We start from the raw sequence: 17,094 nt of genomic DNA, 5'->3' as shown, positions 1-17,094 counted from the left end.
TCCTGTCCGGCGCCTACTCGGCCGCCATCGCGGGGGCGCTCATCTCATCGGAGGCCGCTTTGATGGCCTTCACGATGTTGTGGTAGCCGGTGCAGCGGCAGATGTTGCCTTCGAGCTCCTTGCGGATCGTCTCCTCGTCGAGCGCGCCGTGGCGCTCCACGATGTCGACCGCCATCATGATCATCCCCGGCGTGCAGAAGCCGCACTGGAGGCCGTGATGGGTGCGGAAGGCCTCCTGCATCGGGTGCAGCGTGCCGCCCTCTGCAAGCCCCTCGATCGTCGTCACCGACGCGCCGGACACCTGCGCGGCGAGCACCGTGCAGCTCTTCACCGCGTGCCCGTCGACATGCACCGTGCACGCCCCGCACTGCGACGTGTCGCAGCCGACATGCGTGCCGGTGAGCCCCAGATGCTCGCGCAGAAACGTCACGAGCAGCGTGCGGTCTTCCACCTCGCGCGAAACCTCGCGCCCGTTCACGGTGAGCTTGACCTCGCTCATGCCCCACTCTCCCCCTCGCCCGACGCGGCCGGGCCCGGTCGGGGCGGCCGCTGGACTTTTTCCAGTTCTTGCAACGCTACCAGAAGCGGGTGGATGGCGGCAAACGCCAAAATCCCGCCGCGTGCGACAGGATTTTCTCGTTCAGATTGAAATACTTAGGGAAATTGGCCTCGGCCGATCCGGGCCCCGCGCGTTGGCGCGTCGGGCAAGGGGATCTGCAAATAGGCCAGCGCCGGGGCGAGGTCCGGCGCGGTGTGGCGGGGCCGTGCGGGGCGCGGCGCCGCCGGGCGGTTCAGCCGCCGATGGCGAGGTTTGGCCAGAGGCCCGTGACGCCAATGAAGATCAGGTATGCGGCAATCGCATAGTTCAGGATCTTCGGGAAGATGAGGACGATGACGCCGATCACGAGGGCGGCCACCGGTTGGGCGCTTAGGGTTTCCATGGCTCAGCACTGCATCCGTTGACGACGGGCGCGACAAAAACACGGGGCGGCTCAGAGAGCCACCCCGTTTGTTGGTAAAGGCGAAATTTGATCGTGCTGACGAATAAGGCGTCAGGCGGCCTTTTCCTGGAGCTCTTCCTCGTCCGCCTCGTCGACCTTGGCGGTGCGCTTCGGGCTCTTGGCGAGCTGCGTCTCGATCAGCTTCACGGCGGCCGTCTCGTCCGACTTGTTGATGGCCGCGATCTCGCGCGCCATGCGGTCGAGCGCGGCTTCATAGAGCTGCCGCTCGGAGTAGGACTGCTCAGGCTGGCTTTCGGCCCGGTAGAGATCGCGAACGACTTCGGAGATGGCGACGAGATCACCCGAGTTGATCTTCGCCTCATATTCCTGCGCGCGGCGGCTCCACATGGTGCGCTTCACGCGCGCACGGCCTGCAACGGTGTCGAGGGCCTTCTTCATCGTCTCGGCATCGGCGAGCTTACGCATGCCCACCGTCTTCGCCTTGGCGACAGGGACGCGAAGCGTCATCTTGTCTTTGGCGAAGGTGACGACAATCAATTCCAATTCGTGGCCGGCAAACTCGGTCTTCTCGATCGCTTGGACCTGACCCACACCGTGGGCCGGATATACGACGTGCTCGCTCGGTCTGAACGCCGATTTCGTGGCGACCTTTTTCACCGTTGCCATAGGGTCTGAATACTCCTCGCGGGAACACGCGCCCTTGAAGGACGGGTGTGCCATTGTTTTTATGGAAAGCGCCATCGCAGCCAGAGTAACGACGCCGTGCGACTCACGACGCACGCGTGCCGCTTGTGAATGTGCTGCTCGTTGAAGGGAACTCCACAATAGCTCCAGGTTGCCGGTCCGGACGGCACCCCGTGCGCTCACGCTCGCGCGGGCTTTCCAACCGGCATTTGACTAATATAGCACACCGCGGCGCACAATTGAAGGGACCCGGCTGGTCTTCGATCAAACTTAGAGATAGTCGGAACGATCGGGCGCGAATCAGTCGCCCTCGCCAGGCTCCGGCGAGAAGTGGTTCGCGAACTTGTCCGCCATGCCGTCGAACTTCTCCGCCTCGGGCAGCGGATCCTTCTTGACGGTGATGTTCGGCCACTCCGCCGCGTACTTGGCGTTGAGCTCCAGCCACTTCTCGAGACCCGGCTCCGTGTCCGGCTTGATCGCGTCGGCCGGGCATTCCGGCTCGCAGACGCCGCAGTCGATGCACTCGTCCGGGTGGATCACGAGCATGTTCTCACCCTCGTAGAAGCAGTCCACCGGGCAGACTTCGACGCAATCGGTGTACTTGCACTTGATGCACGCTTCGCCGACGATGTAGGTCACGGATAGGGCCTCCTGTTGCCCGCGATGTACGACCTTGGCCGACGGCGCACAAGGCGGGCTCAATTCTCGGATAAATTTTCGTAAAGACGTGCCGTTTCCGGCGGAGACACGCGCCGTTCGGAGAAGCCGATGACGCGGACGACCCGCACGTCGCGCGGGAGGCTGATCGTCAGCACGTCGTCGGTTCGCACGAGACGACTCGACGACGTCACCTTCTCACGATTGATGCGGATCTTGCCACCCTCGACGAGGGCCTGTGCCACGGTCCGCGTCTTGGCGAAGCGGGCGTAGCACAGCCACTTGTCGAGGCGCTGACCGCCGGATTCGCTCTCCGCCTCAGCGATCGCCCGCACCCTTTTCCATCTGCTGCTTCAGGATGGCGAGCGCCGCGAAGGGCGAATCGGGATCGGCCTCGCGCTCGCGGCGCTGCGGCTTCTGCGGCGCCTCGGTGCGTTGCGGCTTCTTCCCCTTCTTGCCGCGCTTGCCCTCGCCGCGATCGCGGTGATGGTCCTCGCGCGGGCCGGAGCGGTGATGCGGCTCCGACGGCCCCTCGGCCGCGGGCGCGCCACCCGGCGCACCGCCCGGTGCCGACGGCGCGGACGCCGCGGCGGCCGGGGCGTGCCCCTCGCCGGGGCGCTGTCCGTCGCGGCGCGGACGGCGATGGTCCTGCCCGCGACGGCCACCGCCGCCTTCGCCCTGCGGCGCACCCGGACGCCCGCCGCCACGGCGACGGCGCTGCTGGTCGCCCCGATGGTGCCGCGGCACGCGCCACACCTCGATGACGACCGGCGCGTCCTCGGCCGCAGCCTCGCCCTCGGCGGGCGCAACTTCAGCACCGGCATCCGCTTCGGCGACGGCCTCCGGTTCCTCGACGGCCACCGGTTCGGCTTCGCCCTCGGCAGTGACTTCGGCTTCGGCTTCGGGCTCCGCTTCGGCTTCGACGCTGGCCTCGGTCTCCGTGGGCTCGGCCGCAACGGCCTCCTCCGCGACAGCCTCTTCCGCGGCCGGGGCCTCGGCGACCGGCTCCTCGACCGGCGCGGCGAAGGTCTCCTCCGGGGCGGCATCGTCCGCGACGGGTTCCGCCGCGTCGGCCGTCTCGACGGCTTCGACGGTGTCGCCTTCCTCGCTCGCCTCGACCGCCTCGCTCACCTCGACAGCCTCGATCGTCTCGTCGCCGTGGATGGCGTCGTGCTCGTCGTGCTCGACGGGCTCGTGGTCGAGATCGGCGAGCGTGTCGTCGGCAGCGACGGCCTCGATGGTCTCATCCCCGTGCGCCGGCGCGGCAACGGCCGGGCGGCCCTCGGCGCGCAGCGCCTTCGGGTCGGGGCGCTTCGGCGCGCGGCTGCGCACTTCGCTCGCGGCGCGGATCGCCTCACGCTCGGCCGCGCTCGCCTCGTGCCGGTCGACGCGGTAGCCGAGCGAGGTCAGCACCGCCGCGAAATCCTCCCCCGAGCAGCCGAGGAGCGAGGTCATCGTCACGGTGACGAGGAAGCCGCCGCCCTGGGGCACGGCACCCGCCGGCGGCTCGCCGGATTCGGGCGCCGGGCGCCACGCGACGAGCGGGCGGATCTGGTCGGCGAGGCGCTCCAGGATGTCGATGCGCACCGCGCGCGGCCCGCACACGCGGAAGCCGACGACGCGATAGAGCTCGGCCGGCACCGTCGGATCGACGGTGATGGAAGTGCGCCCGGAGGCGGAGAGCTGCGGCACCTCGGAGAGGCCCGGCACCTCGAGATCGGCATTCTTCAGCGCCCAGAGGAGCGCGATGAGCTGGCTCGGCGCCGGCTTCAGGAGCGCCGGCACGAAGATGTGGTAGGCCCCGAAGCGCACCCCGAGGGCTCTCAGGCCCGCACGCGCCGGCTGGTCGAGCGCCTTCGCCTCGTCCGCCACCGCGGCGCGCTCCACGCTGCCGAGCCCCTCGCTGATGCGATAGGCGAGGCCGCGCGCGCCACCGTCGAGCGCGTCCGCGTTGCGGAGGTCAAAGAGCGGCTTCAGCATCCCCTCGATGTGGGCGGTGAGCCACTGGTTCAGCCGACCCTGTACCCGCTCGCGCGCGGGGGCCGGCAGGATCTCGTCGGCGAGGAGCACGACATTCGGCTTCAGCACCTCGTCGCTCGCCGTGGCGCGGGCGATCACCGCCCCCTGCCAGCGGATCGCGGCGTCGGATCCCAGCGTGAACGCCGGGTCGGGCGCCTGAGACACCTTCTCCGCCCGCCGCTCCAGCTCCTTCGTGAGTGCCTTGGACGCCGCCGCACGCAGCGCCTTCAGATCGCGAGGGTCGCCGGTGGAGGCGTCGGCCTGGAAACGGAATCCATGCAGGGCGCCCACATGCTGGCCCTCTACAATCACATCCCCAGAGTCGTTCACTTCTGATTCCAGCATCGCATTCTCTCTCAGCCGCTTCATCAGCACGCTGGTGCGCCGGTCCACAAAACGCTGCATCAAACGCTCATGCAGCGCATCGGACAAGCGGTCCTCCACTTGGCGGGTTGTTTCACGCCATTCTTGCGGATCGGCAAGCCAATCATTCCGATTGGCGACGAAAGTCCAGGTCCTGACATGCGCGATGCGGTTGGACAGCGTGTCGATGTCGCCATCCGTCTTGTCCGCGTAACGCACCTGCCGGGCAATCCATTCATCCGGAATGACGCCGTCCTGCGCAAGAAACTGGAACAAGGTCAGGATCAGATCGGCATGGTTGGCCGGCGCGATCTTGCGATAGTCCGGCACCTGGCAGACCTCCCAGAGCCGCGTGACGAGCGCCTTCGTGGACGCGAGGTCCATGATTTCCGGCGATTTCGTCGCGTGCTCGAGAGCCTTCTGGTCGTCGTCGATCGGGGCGCGCACGAGCCCTTCCTCGCGCGCGGGCTCGTCCAGCGAGCGGCGCAGCGCGGCGATCGACGAGAAATCGAGATCGGGATTGCGCCACTGGAAGACCTTCGCCGGGGTGAAGGCGTGGGTCTCCAGCGCCTCGACGAGCGCATCCTCGAAGGGCGCGACGCGGCCGGTGACGCCGAACGTGCCGTCGCGCGTGTGGCGGCCGGCGCGGCCGGCGATCTGGCCGAGCTCGGCGGCGCTGAGCTGGCGGAACTGGTAGCCGTCGAACTTGCGCGCCGAGGCGAAGGCGACGTGGTCGACGTCGAGATTGAGGCCCATCCCGATCGCGTCGGTGGCGATGAGGAAGTCGACATCGCCGGACTGGAAAAGCTCGACCTGCGCGTTGCGCGTGCGCGGCGACAGCGCGCCCATGACGATCGCCGCCCCGCCGCGCTGGCGGCGGATCAGCTCGGCGATGGCGTAGACCTCATTGGCCGAGAAGGCGACCACGGCGGAGCGCGGCGGCAGGCGGGTGAGCTTCTTCTCGCCCGCATAGGTCAGCACCGACATGCGCGGGCGGGTGACGACGTTGATGCCCGGAACGAGCCGCTCCAGCAGCGAACGGGCCGTGAGCGCGCCGAGGAGCAGAGTCTCGTAGGCCCCGCGCACGCGCAGGATGCGGTCGGTGAAGACGCGCCCGCGCTCGAGATCGGCCGCGAGCTGGACCTCGTCGATCGCGACGAACTCCACGTCGAGATCGAGCGGCATCGCCTCGACCGTCGCCACATGATAGCGCGCACCGGCGGGGATGATCTTCTCCTCGCCCGTGATCAGCGCCACCGCCTCCGGCCCGACGCGGGCGACCATGCGGCCATAGACCTCGCGCGCGAGCAGGCGCAGCGGCAGGCCGATGAGGCCCGACCGGCGCGCGAGCATCCGATCGATCGCGAGATGCGTCTTTCCGGTGTTGGTGGGGCCGAGCACGGCGGTGACGTTGCGCGCCCGCTCATGGCGACTGGGGAGGGGACTGGAAATCACAATCCGTACCTCGGAAGCGCCGGCAGGGACCGTCGGCGCGGTTTCGGGAATGCGGGTCACGACGTGATCCCGCGCGAGGCTCGAGGCCGACTCCGGCCCGCCTGGCGTCAACGCATCAGACCATCCTCGCTGCTGGCGGCCGGACGGTGCGTGTCAAAACGCCGCATCCGCCGCCGAAGTCAAGCCGGTCAGACACCGGCCGAGGAGATCCGCATCTGGCTCGGCTCGATCAGGATCTCGCCGTTCGGGGTGCCGATGCTCACCCGGTAGGGGATTGCGACCCCCGCCTCGGGCAGCGGCACGACCGACATCTCAAGCGCGCGGTTCTGCTCCAGATATTGGACTTCCTTCTTGGCCGGGCGATGGCCGGAGACCGGCACCCAGCGCGCGCCGCACACCGTGACCGGGCCGTTATAGCCCGACGTCGCGACATTCTCGGTGCGTTTGAAATAGAGCTTCACGTTGTAGCGCGTCCAACCGTCGAAGATCTCCAGCGTGTTCCGGCACGCGTCGCTCGCGTCCGCCGACTTGATCGGCAGGAGGCCGGAGGAGAGCGGATCGACGATGTTGCGCCGGTGCGCGTTCGTCACCGGCACGCGGCCGGGGAGCGACTTCAGCGGCGGCACCGCGCGCAGCGAGGTCACGCTGCCCTGGCTCATCTTCATATCGACCGCGACGGGCTGGCGGATCTCCTCCGCCCGCACGCGATAATTCGTCGGCAGCACCTTGCCCCGGTTCGTCTCGCCGGCGGCGGACACGGAGGTGCGGACGGCCGTGACGATCTTCGCGACGCCCTTCGGCTGCATGAAGAGCTCGGCGTCGTACGCCCCGCGGGCGGCGTCGCCGGTCATCTTCATCTGCATGTTGGCGCGCGCGATGCCCCAGCCGGCAATGGAAATTTCATAAACGGCGTCGACAGTGGTCTTCGTCGTGCCGCGGGCTTGCGGCTGAACGACGACCGGCGCCACGACGAGCGCGGTGATCAAGAGGACGGACGTCCAGACTCTCAAAGCACTCTCCCCCAACGTGCGCAGCAGGCCGGCCAGCGTCGAGCACTCTTGCTTTATGGGATGGCCGCAGTGAGATCAAACCGCTTCCGGGGCTGAATTCAAGCTGAATGCGAGTCGCCGCCGCACCTGCGACCCGATTTCAGTGGACCGAAACGCTTGACGTGGCGTCCTGCGATCCCTATTCACCGCTCCTCACCGAAATTTCTTGATAGGGCGTCGGCTGGGTCCGACGAATGTGTAATGGCGCGACGCTGCGAACTCACGGGTAAGGGCGTGCTGGTTGGCAACAACGTCAGCCATGCGAACAACAAGACGAAGCGGCGGTTCCTCCCGAACCTCGTCGACGTCACTCTCATCTCCGACAAGCTGGACCGCCGCGTGAAGATGCGCATCAGCGCTGCCGCGCTGCGCACGGTCGAGCACCAGGGCGGTCTCGACGCGTTCCTCGCGAAGGCCGACGATGCGGCGCTGTCCGAGCGGATGCTCCGCCTGAAGCGCGAAGTCGTCGCCGCTGGCGAAAGCGCCCCGGCCGCGTAACACGCCCGGCTTTCGCGCAACGGAATGGCTGCCAACGTCTCCCCGCGCATGGCGCTGATGACGGCTGTCGCCGCGATGGCGGCGGTCGTCGTGGCGTCGAACATCCTCGTTCAGCATCCGGTCATGGGCCAGCTCTTCGGCCTCAACCTGGCCGATATCCTGACCTGGGGCGCGTTCACCTATCCCTTCGCCTTCCTCGTCACCGACGTCGTGAACCGCACGTTCGGCCCGCACCGCGCCCGCCAGGTCGCGCTCGTGGGCTTCGCGGTGGCGATCGTGCTGTCGGCGCTCCTGTCGACGCCGCGGATCGCGTTCGCGTCGGGCACGGCCTTCCTCGTCGCGCAATTCTACGACGTCGCGATGTTCGACCGGCTGCGCCACATGACCTGGTGGCGCGCGCCGCTCCTCTCCTCACTCTCGGCCTCCGTGGTCGACACGGCGCTGTTCTTCACCATCGCCTTCTCCGCGATGATCCCCTTCGCGACCGACGATTTCGCCACGGCCACCGATCACCTTTTCGGGATCGAGGGCCTGCCGGAGACCGCGCGCTGGGTGTCCTGGGCGATCGCCGACTGCACGGTGAAGCTGCTCGTCGCCGGCTTCGCGCTCGGCCCCTATCGCTTCCTCGTCTCGCGGGTCGCGACCGGCCGCGCCTGACGCGGCCATCCTTCCGATCAATCCTGCCGAATGATCAGGCCCGCGTCGCCGGCTTCGCCGAGGCGACGCGCAGCGGGTTCGCGCGCGGCGTCGGGTCGCCGATCGCGAAGCGCAGGAGAAGCGAGCGCTGCAGGAAGGACAGATTGTCGTCCGACATCAGCGTGAGCTCGATCCGGCCGTCGCGGACCTGTGCGGCGATGGCCTCCATGTTGTCGATCTCCTCGGAGAAGTCGGCCTCCAGGAGGATCGGGCCGTCGACGACCGTCCCCTCCCCCGCCTTCGCCACCGCGTCCGCGCCGAGCCGGCGCACACGCATCCGCACGTCGATCCCGCCGCCATAATAGCGTTCCACGATGACGAGATCGCCGCCCGGCAGCGCGTCGGCGCCGGTGATGGACCACTCTCCGCGCCGCGCGATCGAGAAGCGCGCGCCGTCGCGGAAGGCGGGGATCACGTCGCCCGTGCGCGTGTTGCCTTCGAGGATCATGATCACTTCGCCGGTCGGCAGCGTCGCGAGGCTCTCGACCCCGTGCCGCTTGGCGAGCGAGGTGATGGTGGCGTGGACATCGATCCGGCGCGGCCGTGCGTCGCGGTCGATCACGAGGCCGTCGGCCGGGTAGACGAGATGCTGCGCGGCGCCCTCCACGACGGTGCGCACGCCGCCCGGCACAAGCGTCAGCGCCTCGGCGTCTCCGGCGCGCTTGGTCCGGATCTCGTCGCCATTGTGATCGCGCCGGGGCCATAGCTCGGTGTCGGCGACGCCGGTGAGGCGGCCGTCCTCCTCCAGGAAGCGCCCGGAGAACCACTGGCCGACATCGCTGACCGCGAGGAAACGATCCCCGTCGACGAGGAGGCCGGAGAGGCCGCCAAAATGGCGCGGGCCGAAGAGGCTGATCCCACCGAGAAAGCGCAGCCGGTCCGCCGGGTCCTCGCCGATGCGGAAGCGGTCGATCGTGCGCCAGCGCAGATCGATGGGCTCGGCGTGGGTGCTCTCGGCGAGCGTCAGCGCGCCGAGCGTGAGGGCGAGCGCGCCGCAGAGGGCGGCGCGCCGCGATCGTCGTCCCAGGGAGCGGTGGGGCCGGGTCATCCGGGGCACGGCCCTGCCGTCAGGCGGCCTTGCGCTGCGCCCGCCGCCCGCGCCGGCGCGGCTGCTTCTCGCGCTCGTCGTCGAATAGGTCGGCGAGCTGGTTCACCATCGCGCCCGCCAGCTCCTCCGCGTCGACGATGGTCACCGCGCGGCGATAATAGCGCGTCACGTCGTGGCCGATGCCGATGGCGATCAGCTCGACCGGGGAGCGCTCCTCGATCTCCGCGATGACGGCCCTGAGGTGCTTCTCGAGATAGTTGCCGGCGTTGACCGACAGCGTGGAATCGTCGACCGGCGCGCCGTCCGAGATCATCATCAGGATGCGCCGCTGCTCGGAGCGGGCGAGCAGGCGATCGTGCGCCCAGGCCAGCGCCTCGCCGTCGATATTCTCCTTCAGCAGCCCCTCGCGCATCATCAGGCCGAGATTGCGGCGGGCGCGGCGCCACGGCGCATCGGCGGCCTTGTAGATGATGTGGCGCAGATCGTTGAGCCGGCCCGGCGAAGGCTTCTTGCCGTGCTGGAGCCAGTGATCGCGCGACGAGCCGCCCTTCCAGGCGCGCGTCGTGAAGCCGAGGATCTCGACCTTCACGTGGCAGCGCTCCAGCGTGCGGGCGAGAATGTCGGCGCAGGTCGCCGCGACGGTGATCGGCCGCCCGCGCATCGAGCCCGAATTGTCGATGAGGAGGGTGACGACCGTGTCGCGGAACTCAGAGTCGCGCTCCATCTTGAAGGCGAGCGGCTGCATCGGGTCGATCACGATGCGCGAGAGGCGCGCGGTGTCGAGCACACCCTCCTCCTGGTCGAAATCCCACGAGCGGTTCTGCTGCGCCATCAGACGGCGCTGCAGGCGGTTCGCGAGGCGCGCGACGGCGCCCTGGAGGTGGGTGAGCTGACGGTCGAGGAAGCCGCGCAGACGGTCGAGCTCGGCCGTGTCGCAGAGCTCCTCGGCGGTGATCACCTCGTCGAACTGGCGCGTGTAGACGCGATAATCGGTGCCGAAGGCGGTGCGGGCGTCCGGGTCCTCGACGCGCACGCCGTCGGTCGACTCGTCCGCATCGCCCATGTCGTCTTCGCGCACGTCCTCGGCGGTGAAGTCCGAATCCTCGACGTCCTCGGCGGTCTCTTCCTCGCCGCTGCGCTCCGAATCCTGCGGCGCGGCGTTATCTTCGGTGTCGTCGTCACCGGCTTCGCCGCTCGCCTCTTCCGGGTTCTCGACCTCGGACTGGCCGTCCTGGTTCTCGTCGTCCTCGCCGGTCTCCTCGCCGAGTTCCTCGGCCATGTCGAGCTGCGCGAGGATATCGCGCATCGCGGTGGCGAAGCCCTTCTGGTCGCCGATCTGCGTCGCGAGACCGTCGAGATTGCGGCCGCACTTCTCTTCCAGCCACGGGCGCCACAGATCGACGAGCTTCTGCGCGCTCTCCGGCGGCTTCGCCCCGGTCAGCTTCTCGCGCACGAGGAGGGCGAGCGCGTCCTGGAGCGGCGCGTCGGCCTGGTCGGTGATCTCGTGATAGTTGCCGCGATGATAGCGGTCCTCGAGCATCGCGGAGATGTTGTCGGCGACGCCCTGCATCGCCTGCGCGCCGAGCGACTCGCAGCGCGCGGTCTCCACCGCGTCGAACACGGCGCGCGCGTCGGCGCCCTCGGGGGCGTATTTCTGGTGGAGCGCGGCGTCGTGGACGGCGAGCTTCAGCGCCATCGAATCGCCGATGCCGCGCGTGATCGCGATGTCCTTCGGGGAGAGGCGGCGGGGCGGCTCGGGCAGGCGCGCCGTGTCGCCGTTCAGCGAGGGCTTGTCGCTGGAGAAGACGACCTCGAGATCCGGCTTGCCGGCGATCGCGCGCATCGTGCCCGACACGGCGTTGCGAAAGGTTTCGTGCCGCGCATCGGGCAGCTTCGTCTTGCGATTGTTGTCGCCGAGGCCTGCCATCCGGATCGACCCTCCTTGGTCAATGCTAGACGCGGGCGCGTGCCACGCCCCCGCGATAACGCCGCCGACTCGCCATGTCGGAGGATGGCCGGGAGGACGCGGACATGCCGCGCGGGGCCCGGCTTCGCCCCGCCGGCGGACCCTTTCGGGCCGCACCGCGAGGCACCCAGTCCCGGACCGACGGGCGGGGCCGGCGCGACGCGGATGCGCCGCTCACCCCGGTCGGTCCCGAAGGGCGCCGCCATCAATGGCGGCGGCGCGCCTTCATCAGTTCACGATGCGCGATGCCGCCTGCGCGAGGTCCTTGCCGAAGCAGCGCTGGAAGAACTCGGCCACGATCGTCCGCTCGGTCTCATCGCACTTGTTGAGGAACGACACCTCGAAGGCGAAACCTATATCGCCGAAGATCTCGGAATTCTCCGCCCAGGTGATGACCGTACGCGGGCTCATCACCGTCGACAGATCACCGTTGACGAAGGCGTTGCGTGTTAGATCGGCGACGCGGACCATCTTTGCAACGGTCTGCTGTCCCTCGTCCGTCTGGTAGTGGGGCGACTTGGCGAGGACGATCTCGGTCTCGACCTCGTGCGGCAGATAGTTGAGCGTCGTCACGATCGACCAGCGGTCCATCTGGCCCTGGTTGATCTGCTGCGTGCCGTGATAGAGGCCCGACGTGTCGCCGAGGCCGACCGTGTTCGCCGTGGCGAAGAGGCGGAAGGCCGGGTGCGGGCGGATCACGCGGTTCTGGTCGAGCAGCGTCAGCCGGCCCGCGACTTCGAGCACGCGCTGGATCACGAACATCACGTCCGGACGGCCGGCGTCATACTCGTCGAACACGAGGGCGGTGTTGGTCTGCAGCGCCCAGGGTAGGATCCCGTCGCGGAATTCCGTCACCTGCGCGCCGTCGCGCACGACGATGGCGTCCTTGCCGACGAGGTCGATGCGGCTGATGTGGCTGTCGAGGTTGACGCGAACGCACGGCCAGTTGAGGCGCGCGGCGACCTGTTCGATATGCGTCGACTTGCCGGTGCCGTGATACCCCGCGATGAGGACGCGGCGGTTGTACTTGAAGCCGGCAAGAATGGCCTTCGTGGTCGGCGGATCGAACACGTAGGACGGATCGACGTCCGGAACGTGCTCGGTCGGCTCGGCGAAGGCCGGAACTTCCATATCGGAATCGATGCCAAACGTCTGGTGGGCGGACACCGTGATGTCAGGCATTCGCGTTGACGCGGTTTGCGTCTCTGCCATCTCGTCTTCCTCGGCAAGTCAGCACCCGACTGCGGGCGCGCGACTAGGCTGGTTTGGGATTGCCCAAACGATCAACAATACCCGGCGCGACGAAGCACGTTGTAGGCATTGATAACGCTGCGCAATCGCTCCTCGGAGCTGCGGTCTCCCTGGTTTGCGTCAGGATGGTGACGCTTTACAAGGGTTTTGTATCGCGACTTGATCGCTTCCTTCGAGGCGTCGTGCTCCAGACCCATGACCTCGAAGGCGTCGCGCTCCGGTCCTTTCGGGCGGCGGCGCTCCGGTTCCGGGCGCGGCGCGGCCCCGCCCATCTCACCGAACAGCACGAAGGGATCGTCGACGATGCCGGACCAGGCGGCCTTCGCCGCGCGCGCCTTGCCCTCGCCGCGCACGCCGATCGGCGAGGTCGGGCGGTGGCCGGTGATCGAGTCGCGCTGGTAGGCGATGACGTCGTCGTCGGTCATCCCTTCGAAGTAATTGTAAGTCTTGTTGTATTCCCGAACATGGTCGAGGCAGAACCAGTGATACTGGCCTTCCTTGCCGCGCCCTTTCGGCGCCCGGTATTCCGCCTGCTCGCCGCAACCCTCCCAGGCGCACCGGCGCGCCATGACGGGCGCATCCGCCGTGGCCCCGCCGTTGCCACGGCCGGAGCCGCGGCGCCGCGATGCGCGAATGCGGTCATAGTCTTTCGACGAGAAATCCATCGGCCGATTATGGGTGGCGCCGGGGGAGCCGACAAGGACTTGACTTTGCGCTCCTAACAGCCTCCCGCACCGCACCGATCACCGCAAATTGTTGCACCGCGTCATGCGACCAGCGGGTGCACGCCGTCACCACATGGTCTTCGCCGCGCGGCCGGGCCATTCGGCGTCATATTCCTTGCCGTCGATCGCCGCGCTCGAGAGCGTCTCGAGCATGAGCCCGATGGATGGCAGGGTCGCCGGATCGGCATGGCCGCCCTGCCACATGTTCGAGCGGACGACCGCGCGGGCGCATTGGAAATAGACCTCGTCGACCTTCACCACCGTGACCGTGCGCGGCAACTTGCCGTCCATCGCGAAACTCTCGCGCAAGGCCTCGTCGGAGGTGATCCGGGCGCGGCCGTTGACGCGCAGGACCGTGCCGGAGCCGGGGATCAGGAACATCAGCGAGACGCGCGGGTCGCGCACGATGTTGCGCAGCGTGTCGATCCGGTCGTTGCCGCGCCGGTCGGGCATCGCGATCGTCTTCTCGTCGAGGATGCGGACCACCGGCCCAGCGTCGCCGCGCGGACTGCAATCGAGCCCCTCCGGCCCGACGCTCGCGAGGGCGCAGAAGGGCGAGGCTTCGATCCATTCGCGATAATGGGGCGTGACGACCGGAGAGACCTTCACCGTGGACGGCAGCTTCGGCATACCGTAGTGCGCGAGGAGCGCCTCCTCTGAGTCAATGTAGTCGACCATGGGACAGTGCTCCTCTATTCGACCGGCTTGTGATTGACGGACAGTTTCATGTACCCCGCGATGAGATGCCTCGCCACGCAGAATCACGCCGCCGCAAGGCGCGGGGCGATCGCCCATTCGAACCATCTGCCGCCGGCAGAGCCATGGGGTGAACTTTGACGAAGAACCAGAACTTTACGCCGGCGAACATCGACGACGCGCAGAAGATGAGCGCGTCGGAGGCGATCGAGTACCACTACGACAACGACACGGCCTTCTTCTCGCTGTGGCTCGACAAGTCGCTGTCCTACTCGTCCGGCCGCTGGCACGACCCGCTGTCGCGGGCTCCGATCGCTGAGGACCTTGCCCAGTCGCAAGTGGCCAAGCTCGCCTTCCATCTCGACGGCGCGCGCGTCTCCGACGGGCATGCGATCCTCGATATCGGCTGCGGCTGGGGCGCGATCCTGAAGGGCGCGGTGACCGAGCGCGGGGCAACGTCAGCGCTCGGCCTCACCCTCTCGCGCGACCAGAACGACCACATCCTGGCGCAGGGCTGGCCCGGCGTCAGCGTGATGCTCCAGGACTTCTTCGCCTTCGACACCGAGATGCGCTTCGACGGGGCGATCTCGATCGGCGCGTTCGAGCATTTCGCCCGTCCCGAGATGGACCGGATGCAGAAGATCGCCGTCTATCGCAACTTCTTCGACCGGCTGCACACGGTCCTGAAGCCGGGCGCGGCCTTCTCGCTGCAGACCATCGTGTGGGACGCGGTCAATTTCGAGGAATCGAAGGCCTGGCTCCCGCAGACCGTGTTCCCGCAATCGGACATCCCGTTCATCTCCGAAGTCGTGGAGGGCGCCGCACCGACCTTCCGCCTCGCCTATCTGGAGAACGACCCGCAGGACTACGCGCTCACCCTCCAGGCGTGGATCGCGAACCTGCGCGCCCATCGCGAGACGATCGTCGCGCGCTGGGGCGAGGAGAAGTTCACCTGGTTCGAGCACTATCTGCGCAACTCGCGCCTCGCCTTCACGCGGCGCAAGAACTCGCTGGCGCGCTTCATCTTCCTGCGCCGCTGAGGGCCGCGGGCGGGCCGCCTGGCGCGCTTGCCGCTCAGGTTGGATCAACCTGAGCGAAGAGCAATCGCGCCAGACCGACGGAGCGAACACGCTTTTCTCGCTCAATCCGATGCGGAATGAGCGAGACGTGTTCTAGGCCTGCCCGATCAGCACCCCCGCGCCGAGGACGAGCGCGCCGCCCGCCACGATCTGAAGCGCCGCGCGCCAGAACGGCGTCTGCATGTAGCGGTTCTGGATCCAGGTGATCGCCCAGAGCTCCATCAGCACGAAGACGAGCGCGAGCACCGTCGCCGTCCAGAAGTGCGGGATGAGATAGGGGAGCGCGTGGCCGAGGCCGCCGATGGTGGTCATGACGCCCGTCACCACCCCGCGCGTGCCCGGCGAGCCGCGCCCGGAGATCACCCCGTCGTCGGACGCCGCCTCGGTGAAGCCCATCGAGATGCCGGCGCCCACGGACGCCGCGAGGCCGACGAGGAAGGTCTGCCAGGTGTCCTGCGTCGCGAAAGCGGCGGCGAAGATCGGCGCGAGGGTCGAGACCGACCCGTCCATCAGCCCCGCGAGGCCCGGCTGCACATAGGTGAGCACGAAGCGGCGATGCGCGGCCTCGTCCTCCGCCGAGCGCACGTCGGCGGGGAGGTTCCGCTCCTCGATCGTGTCCCACGCGTTGCGGTGCCCGGTCTCGGCGGCGGCGAGGTCGCCGAGGAAGCGGCGCGTGTCGGTGTCGGTGCTCGACTGGGCCGCGCGCACGTAGAAATCGTGCGCCTGGTCCTCCATCCGCGCCGCCTCCGCGCGCATCTTCTCAAGCCCCATCTGCTCGACGAGCCAGACCGGGCGGCGGGCATAGTAGCCCGCGACGTGCTCGCGCCGGATCAGCGGGATGACCGGGCCGAAGCGGCGAGTGTGGAGGTCGATGAGGCGGCGGCGATGCTCGTCCTCCTCCGCCGCCATCTCGTCGAAGGCGGCGGCGCTCGCGGGAAATTCGCCGCGCAGCTTCTCGGCGTACCAGCGATAGATGCGCGCGTCGTCCTCTTCGGACGACACGGCGAGAGCGAGGACTTCCTGCTCCGAGAGATCCCCGAAGCGCCGGCGTCCCGACATGCTCGCAAACATGCGATGCCACCTCTTAATTGGAATAAATCCAATCTAAGCATACGTAGGCGAACGTCAACGCCTCAGGTGCGCACGACAGACACGCCCCCGTCGGCGAGGATCGCGGCGCCGGTGAGGAAACTTGCGTCCTCCGACAGGAGGAAGAGCGCGGCGCGCGCGATCTCCTCCGGCGCGGCCATGCGCTTCAGCGCGTGGATGCCGCGCACCCAGTCGTGGAAGGCGGGATCGTCGCCCGCGGCGGCGGTGTGGGTGCCGCCCGGCAGGAGCGCGTTGACGCGGATCCCCGCCCCGCCGAGCTCGGCCGAGAGGACCTGCGTGAGGCCGACGAGCCCCGCCTTCGCCGCCGCGTAGGCGGCCATGCCGGGAAGACCCAACGTGTGGCCGACGAACGAGCCGGTGAAGACGATCGCGCCGCCGCCGGCTGCCTTCAGCGCCGGGATCTGGTGGCGCGCGGCGAGGAAGCCGCTCGTGAGGTTGGTGGCGATCGTCGCCTCCCAATCCGCGCGTGCGAGCTCCGCGGCGGGGGCGAGCGCCCCGACGGCGCCGGCGTTGTTGAAGGCCCCATCGAGCGCGCCGAAATGCGTGAGCGCCGCGTCGACGAGGGCGGCGGCGTGCGCCTCCTCACGCACGTCCCCCGCAACCGCGACGGCCCGTCCGGGACCCACTTCGTTGATCGCCCCGGCGAGCGCGGCGAGGCGGTCGGCCCTCCGCGCGCCGATCACGAGGCGCGCGCCCTCGGCGGCGAAGAGGCGCGCGGCGGCCTCGCCGATGCCGCTGCTTGCGCCGGTGACGATGATGGTCTTGCCTTGAAGTCTCGGCATGGCTGCCTCCCGTCCTCTGCCGGGGGCCTCCTAGCGGCGCGGCGGGTGCGGGGC

At 68.4% G+C, this 17,094-nt stretch carries 17 protein-coding genes; 3 read left to right on the top strand and 14 right to left on the bottom strand.

Translation table 11 applies throughout. The annotated features are described in order from the left end of the window. Positions 1–13: 13 nt before the first annotated feature. From DBV35_RS20690 to DBV35_RS20660, 7 genes are all read right to left on the bottom strand, one after another. Positions 14–499 (bottom strand): (2Fe-2S)-binding protein, encoded by a 486-nt coding sequence (locus DBV35_RS20690; RefSeq protein WP_108662278.1) that lies wholly within the window; start codon positions 497–499, stop codon positions 14–16. A 292-nt stretch (positions 500–791) separates the two neighbouring features. Further along, entirely contained in the window at positions 792–941 is a 150-nt protein-coding gene (locus DBV35_RS20685; protein ID WP_108662277.1) for a DUF3096 domain-containing protein, read from the bottom strand. Between the two features lie 111 nt (positions 942–1,052). Beyond that, the gene (locus DBV35_RS20680) at positions 1,053–1,628 is read right to left on the bottom strand and encodes a CarD family transcriptional regulator (RefSeq protein ID WP_108662276.1); all 576 of its coding nucleotides are present in this window, start codon (positions 1,626–1,628) and stop codon (positions 1,053–1,055) included. A 318-nt stretch (positions 1,629–1,946) separates the two neighbouring features. Next, a complete protein-coding gene (gene fdxA, locus DBV35_RS20675; RefSeq protein ID WP_108662275.1) occupies positions 1,947–2,285 on the bottom strand; it encodes a ferredoxin FdxA in 339 nt (112 codons plus the stop codon). A gap of 59 nt (positions 2,286–2,344) precedes the next feature. After that, positions 2,345–2,638, bottom strand: a complete 294-nt coding sequence (locus DBV35_RS20670; protein ID WP_245944014.1) for an RNA-binding S4 domain-containing protein — start codon at positions 2,636–2,638, stop codon at positions 2,345–2,347. Further along, positions 2,622–6,140 carry a helicase-related protein gene (locus tag DBV35_RS20665; protein WP_425428495.1) on the bottom strand — a complete coding sequence of 1,173 codons (3,519 nt, stop codon included), beginning with the start codon at positions 6,138–6,140 and terminating at the stop codon, positions 2,622–2,624. The genes DBV35_RS20670 and DBV35_RS20665 overlap by 17 nt, the downstream gene beginning before the upstream one ends. Positions 6,141–6,328: 188 nt before the next feature. Beyond that, positions 6,329–7,150, bottom strand: coding sequence for a DUF3108 domain-containing protein (locus DBV35_RS20660; protein WP_157961883.1), 822 nt, complete (start codon positions 7,148–7,150; stop codon positions 6,329–6,331). 240 nt (positions 7,151–7,390) lie between these two features. Between DBV35_RS20660 and rpmB the strand changes: the two genes are divergently transcribed. Then, a complete protein-coding gene (gene rpmB, locus DBV35_RS20655) occupies positions 7,391–7,687 on the top strand; it encodes a 50S ribosomal protein L28 (protein WP_108662273.1) in 297 nt (98 codons plus the stop codon). Between the two features lie 24 nt (positions 7,688–7,711). Next, positions 7,712–8,344, top strand: a complete 633-nt coding sequence (locus DBV35_RS20650) for a queuosine precursor transporter (protein ID WP_211100017.1) — start codon at positions 7,712–7,714, stop codon at positions 8,342–8,344. Positions 8,345–8,378: 34 nt separating this feature from the next. Here DBV35_RS20650 and DBV35_RS20645 read toward each other — a convergent pair whose 3' ends face one another. From DBV35_RS20645 to DBV35_RS20625, 5 genes are all read right to left on the bottom strand, one after another. Beyond that, the gene (locus tag DBV35_RS20645; RefSeq protein ID WP_108662271.1) at positions 8,379–9,431 is read right to left on the bottom strand and encodes an esterase-like activity of phytase family protein; all 1,053 of its coding nucleotides are present in this window, start codon (positions 9,429–9,431) and stop codon (positions 8,379–8,381) included. Positions 9,432–9,450: 19 nt separating this feature from the next. Further along, positions 9,451–11,358: a cobaltochelatase subunit CobT gene (gene cobT / locus DBV35_RS20640; protein ID WP_108662270.1), complete on the bottom strand. Its 1,908-nt coding sequence runs from the start codon at positions 11,356–11,358 to the stop codon at positions 9,451–9,453. A 267-nt stretch (positions 11,359–11,625) separates the two neighbouring features. Next, on the bottom strand, positions 11,626–12,609 hold the full coding sequence (gene cobS, locus DBV35_RS20635) for a cobaltochelatase subunit CobS (protein ID WP_108662269.1): 984 nt from the start codon (positions 12,607–12,609) through the stop codon (positions 11,626–11,628). 71 nt (positions 12,610–12,680) lie between these two features. Further along, the gene (locus tag DBV35_RS20630) at positions 12,681–13,313 is read right to left on the bottom strand and encodes a J domain-containing protein (RefSeq protein ID WP_108662268.1); all 633 of its coding nucleotides are present in this window, start codon (positions 13,311–13,313) and stop codon (positions 12,681–12,683) included. 126 nt (positions 13,314–13,439) lie between these two features. Beyond that, on the bottom strand, positions 13,440–14,051 hold the full coding sequence (locus tag DBV35_RS20625) for a pyridoxamine 5'-phosphate oxidase family protein (protein ID WP_108662267.1): 612 nt from the start codon (positions 14,049–14,051) through the stop codon (positions 13,440–13,442). A gap of 155 nt (positions 14,052–14,206) precedes the next feature. Here DBV35_RS20625 and DBV35_RS20620 point away from each other — a divergent pair, with 155 nt between their 5' ends. Continuing rightward, positions 14,207–15,109 (top strand): class I SAM-dependent methyltransferase, encoded by a 903-nt coding sequence (locus tag DBV35_RS20620; RefSeq protein WP_108662266.1) that lies wholly within the window; start codon positions 14,207–14,209, stop codon positions 15,107–15,109. A 132-nt stretch (positions 15,110–15,241) separates the two neighbouring features. Here DBV35_RS20620 and mbfA read toward each other — a convergent pair whose 3' ends face one another. Together mbfA and DBV35_RS20610 are read right to left on the bottom strand one after the other, a co-directional pair. Continuing rightward, on the bottom strand, positions 15,242–16,219 hold the full coding sequence (gene mbfA, locus DBV35_RS20615; protein WP_108662265.1) for an iron exporter MbfA: 978 nt from the start codon (positions 16,217–16,219) through the stop codon (positions 15,242–15,244). Between the two features lie 62 nt (positions 16,220–16,281). Then, the gene (locus tag DBV35_RS20610; protein WP_108662264.1) at positions 16,282–17,040 is read right to left on the bottom strand and encodes an SDR family oxidoreductase; all 759 of its coding nucleotides are present in this window, start codon (positions 17,038–17,040) and stop codon (positions 16,282–16,284) included. Positions 17,041–17,094 lie beyond the last annotated feature (54 nt).

The sequence above is a fragment of the Acuticoccus kandeliae genome, assembly GCF_003073115.1.
Note: the sequence above shows the minus strand (reverse complement) of the source record. Positions and strands in the feature narration are given on the sequence as shown.

Excerpts from the sequence above, each read along its gene's own strand:
- rpmB (WP_108662273.1), top strand. The coding sequence starts at position 7,391 with ATGGCGCGACGCTGCGAACTCACGGGTAAGGGCGTGCTGGTTGGCAAC.
- DBV35_RS20685 (WP_108662277.1), bottom strand. The coding sequence starts at position 941 with ATGGAAACCCTAAGCGCCCAACCGGTGGCCGCCCTCGTGATCGGCGTC.
- mbfA (WP_108662265.1), bottom strand. The coding sequence starts at position 16,219 with ATGTTTGCGAGCATGTCGGGACGCCGGCGCTTCGGGGATCTCTCGGAG.
- DBV35_RS20625 (WP_108662267.1), bottom strand. The coding sequence starts at position 14,051 with ATGGTCGACTACATTGACTCAGAGGAGGCGCTCCTCGCGCACTACGGT.
- DBV35_RS20690 (WP_108662278.1), bottom strand. The coding sequence starts at position 499 with ATGAGCGAGGTCAAGCTCACCGTGAACGGGCGCGAGGTTTCGCGCGAG.
- DBV35_RS20650 (WP_211100017.1), top strand. The coding sequence starts at position 7,712 with ATGGCTGCCAACGTCTCCCCGCGCATGGCGCTGATGACGGCTGTCGCC.
- DBV35_RS20680 (WP_108662276.1), bottom strand. The coding sequence starts at position 1,628 with ATGGCAACGGTGAAAAAGGTCGCCACGAAATCGGCGTTCAGACCGAGC.
- cobT (WP_108662270.1), bottom strand. The coding sequence starts at position 11,358 with ATGGCAGGCCTCGGCGACAACAATCGCAAGACGAAGCTGCCCGATGCG.
- DBV35_RS20610 (WP_108662264.1), bottom strand. The coding sequence starts at position 17,040 with ATGCCGAGACTTCAAGGCAAGACCATCATCGTCACCGGCGCAAGCAGC.
- DBV35_RS20630 (WP_108662268.1), bottom strand. The coding sequence starts at position 13,313 with ATGGATTTCTCGTCGAAAGACTATGACCGCATTCGCGCATCGCGGCGC.
- cobS (WP_108662269.1), bottom strand. The coding sequence starts at position 12,609 with ATGGCAGAGACGCAAACCGCGTCAACGCGAATGCCTGACATCACGGTG.
- DBV35_RS20645 (WP_108662271.1), bottom strand. The coding sequence starts at position 9,431 with ATGACCCGGCCCCACCGCTCCCTGGGACGACGATCGCGGCGCGCCGCC.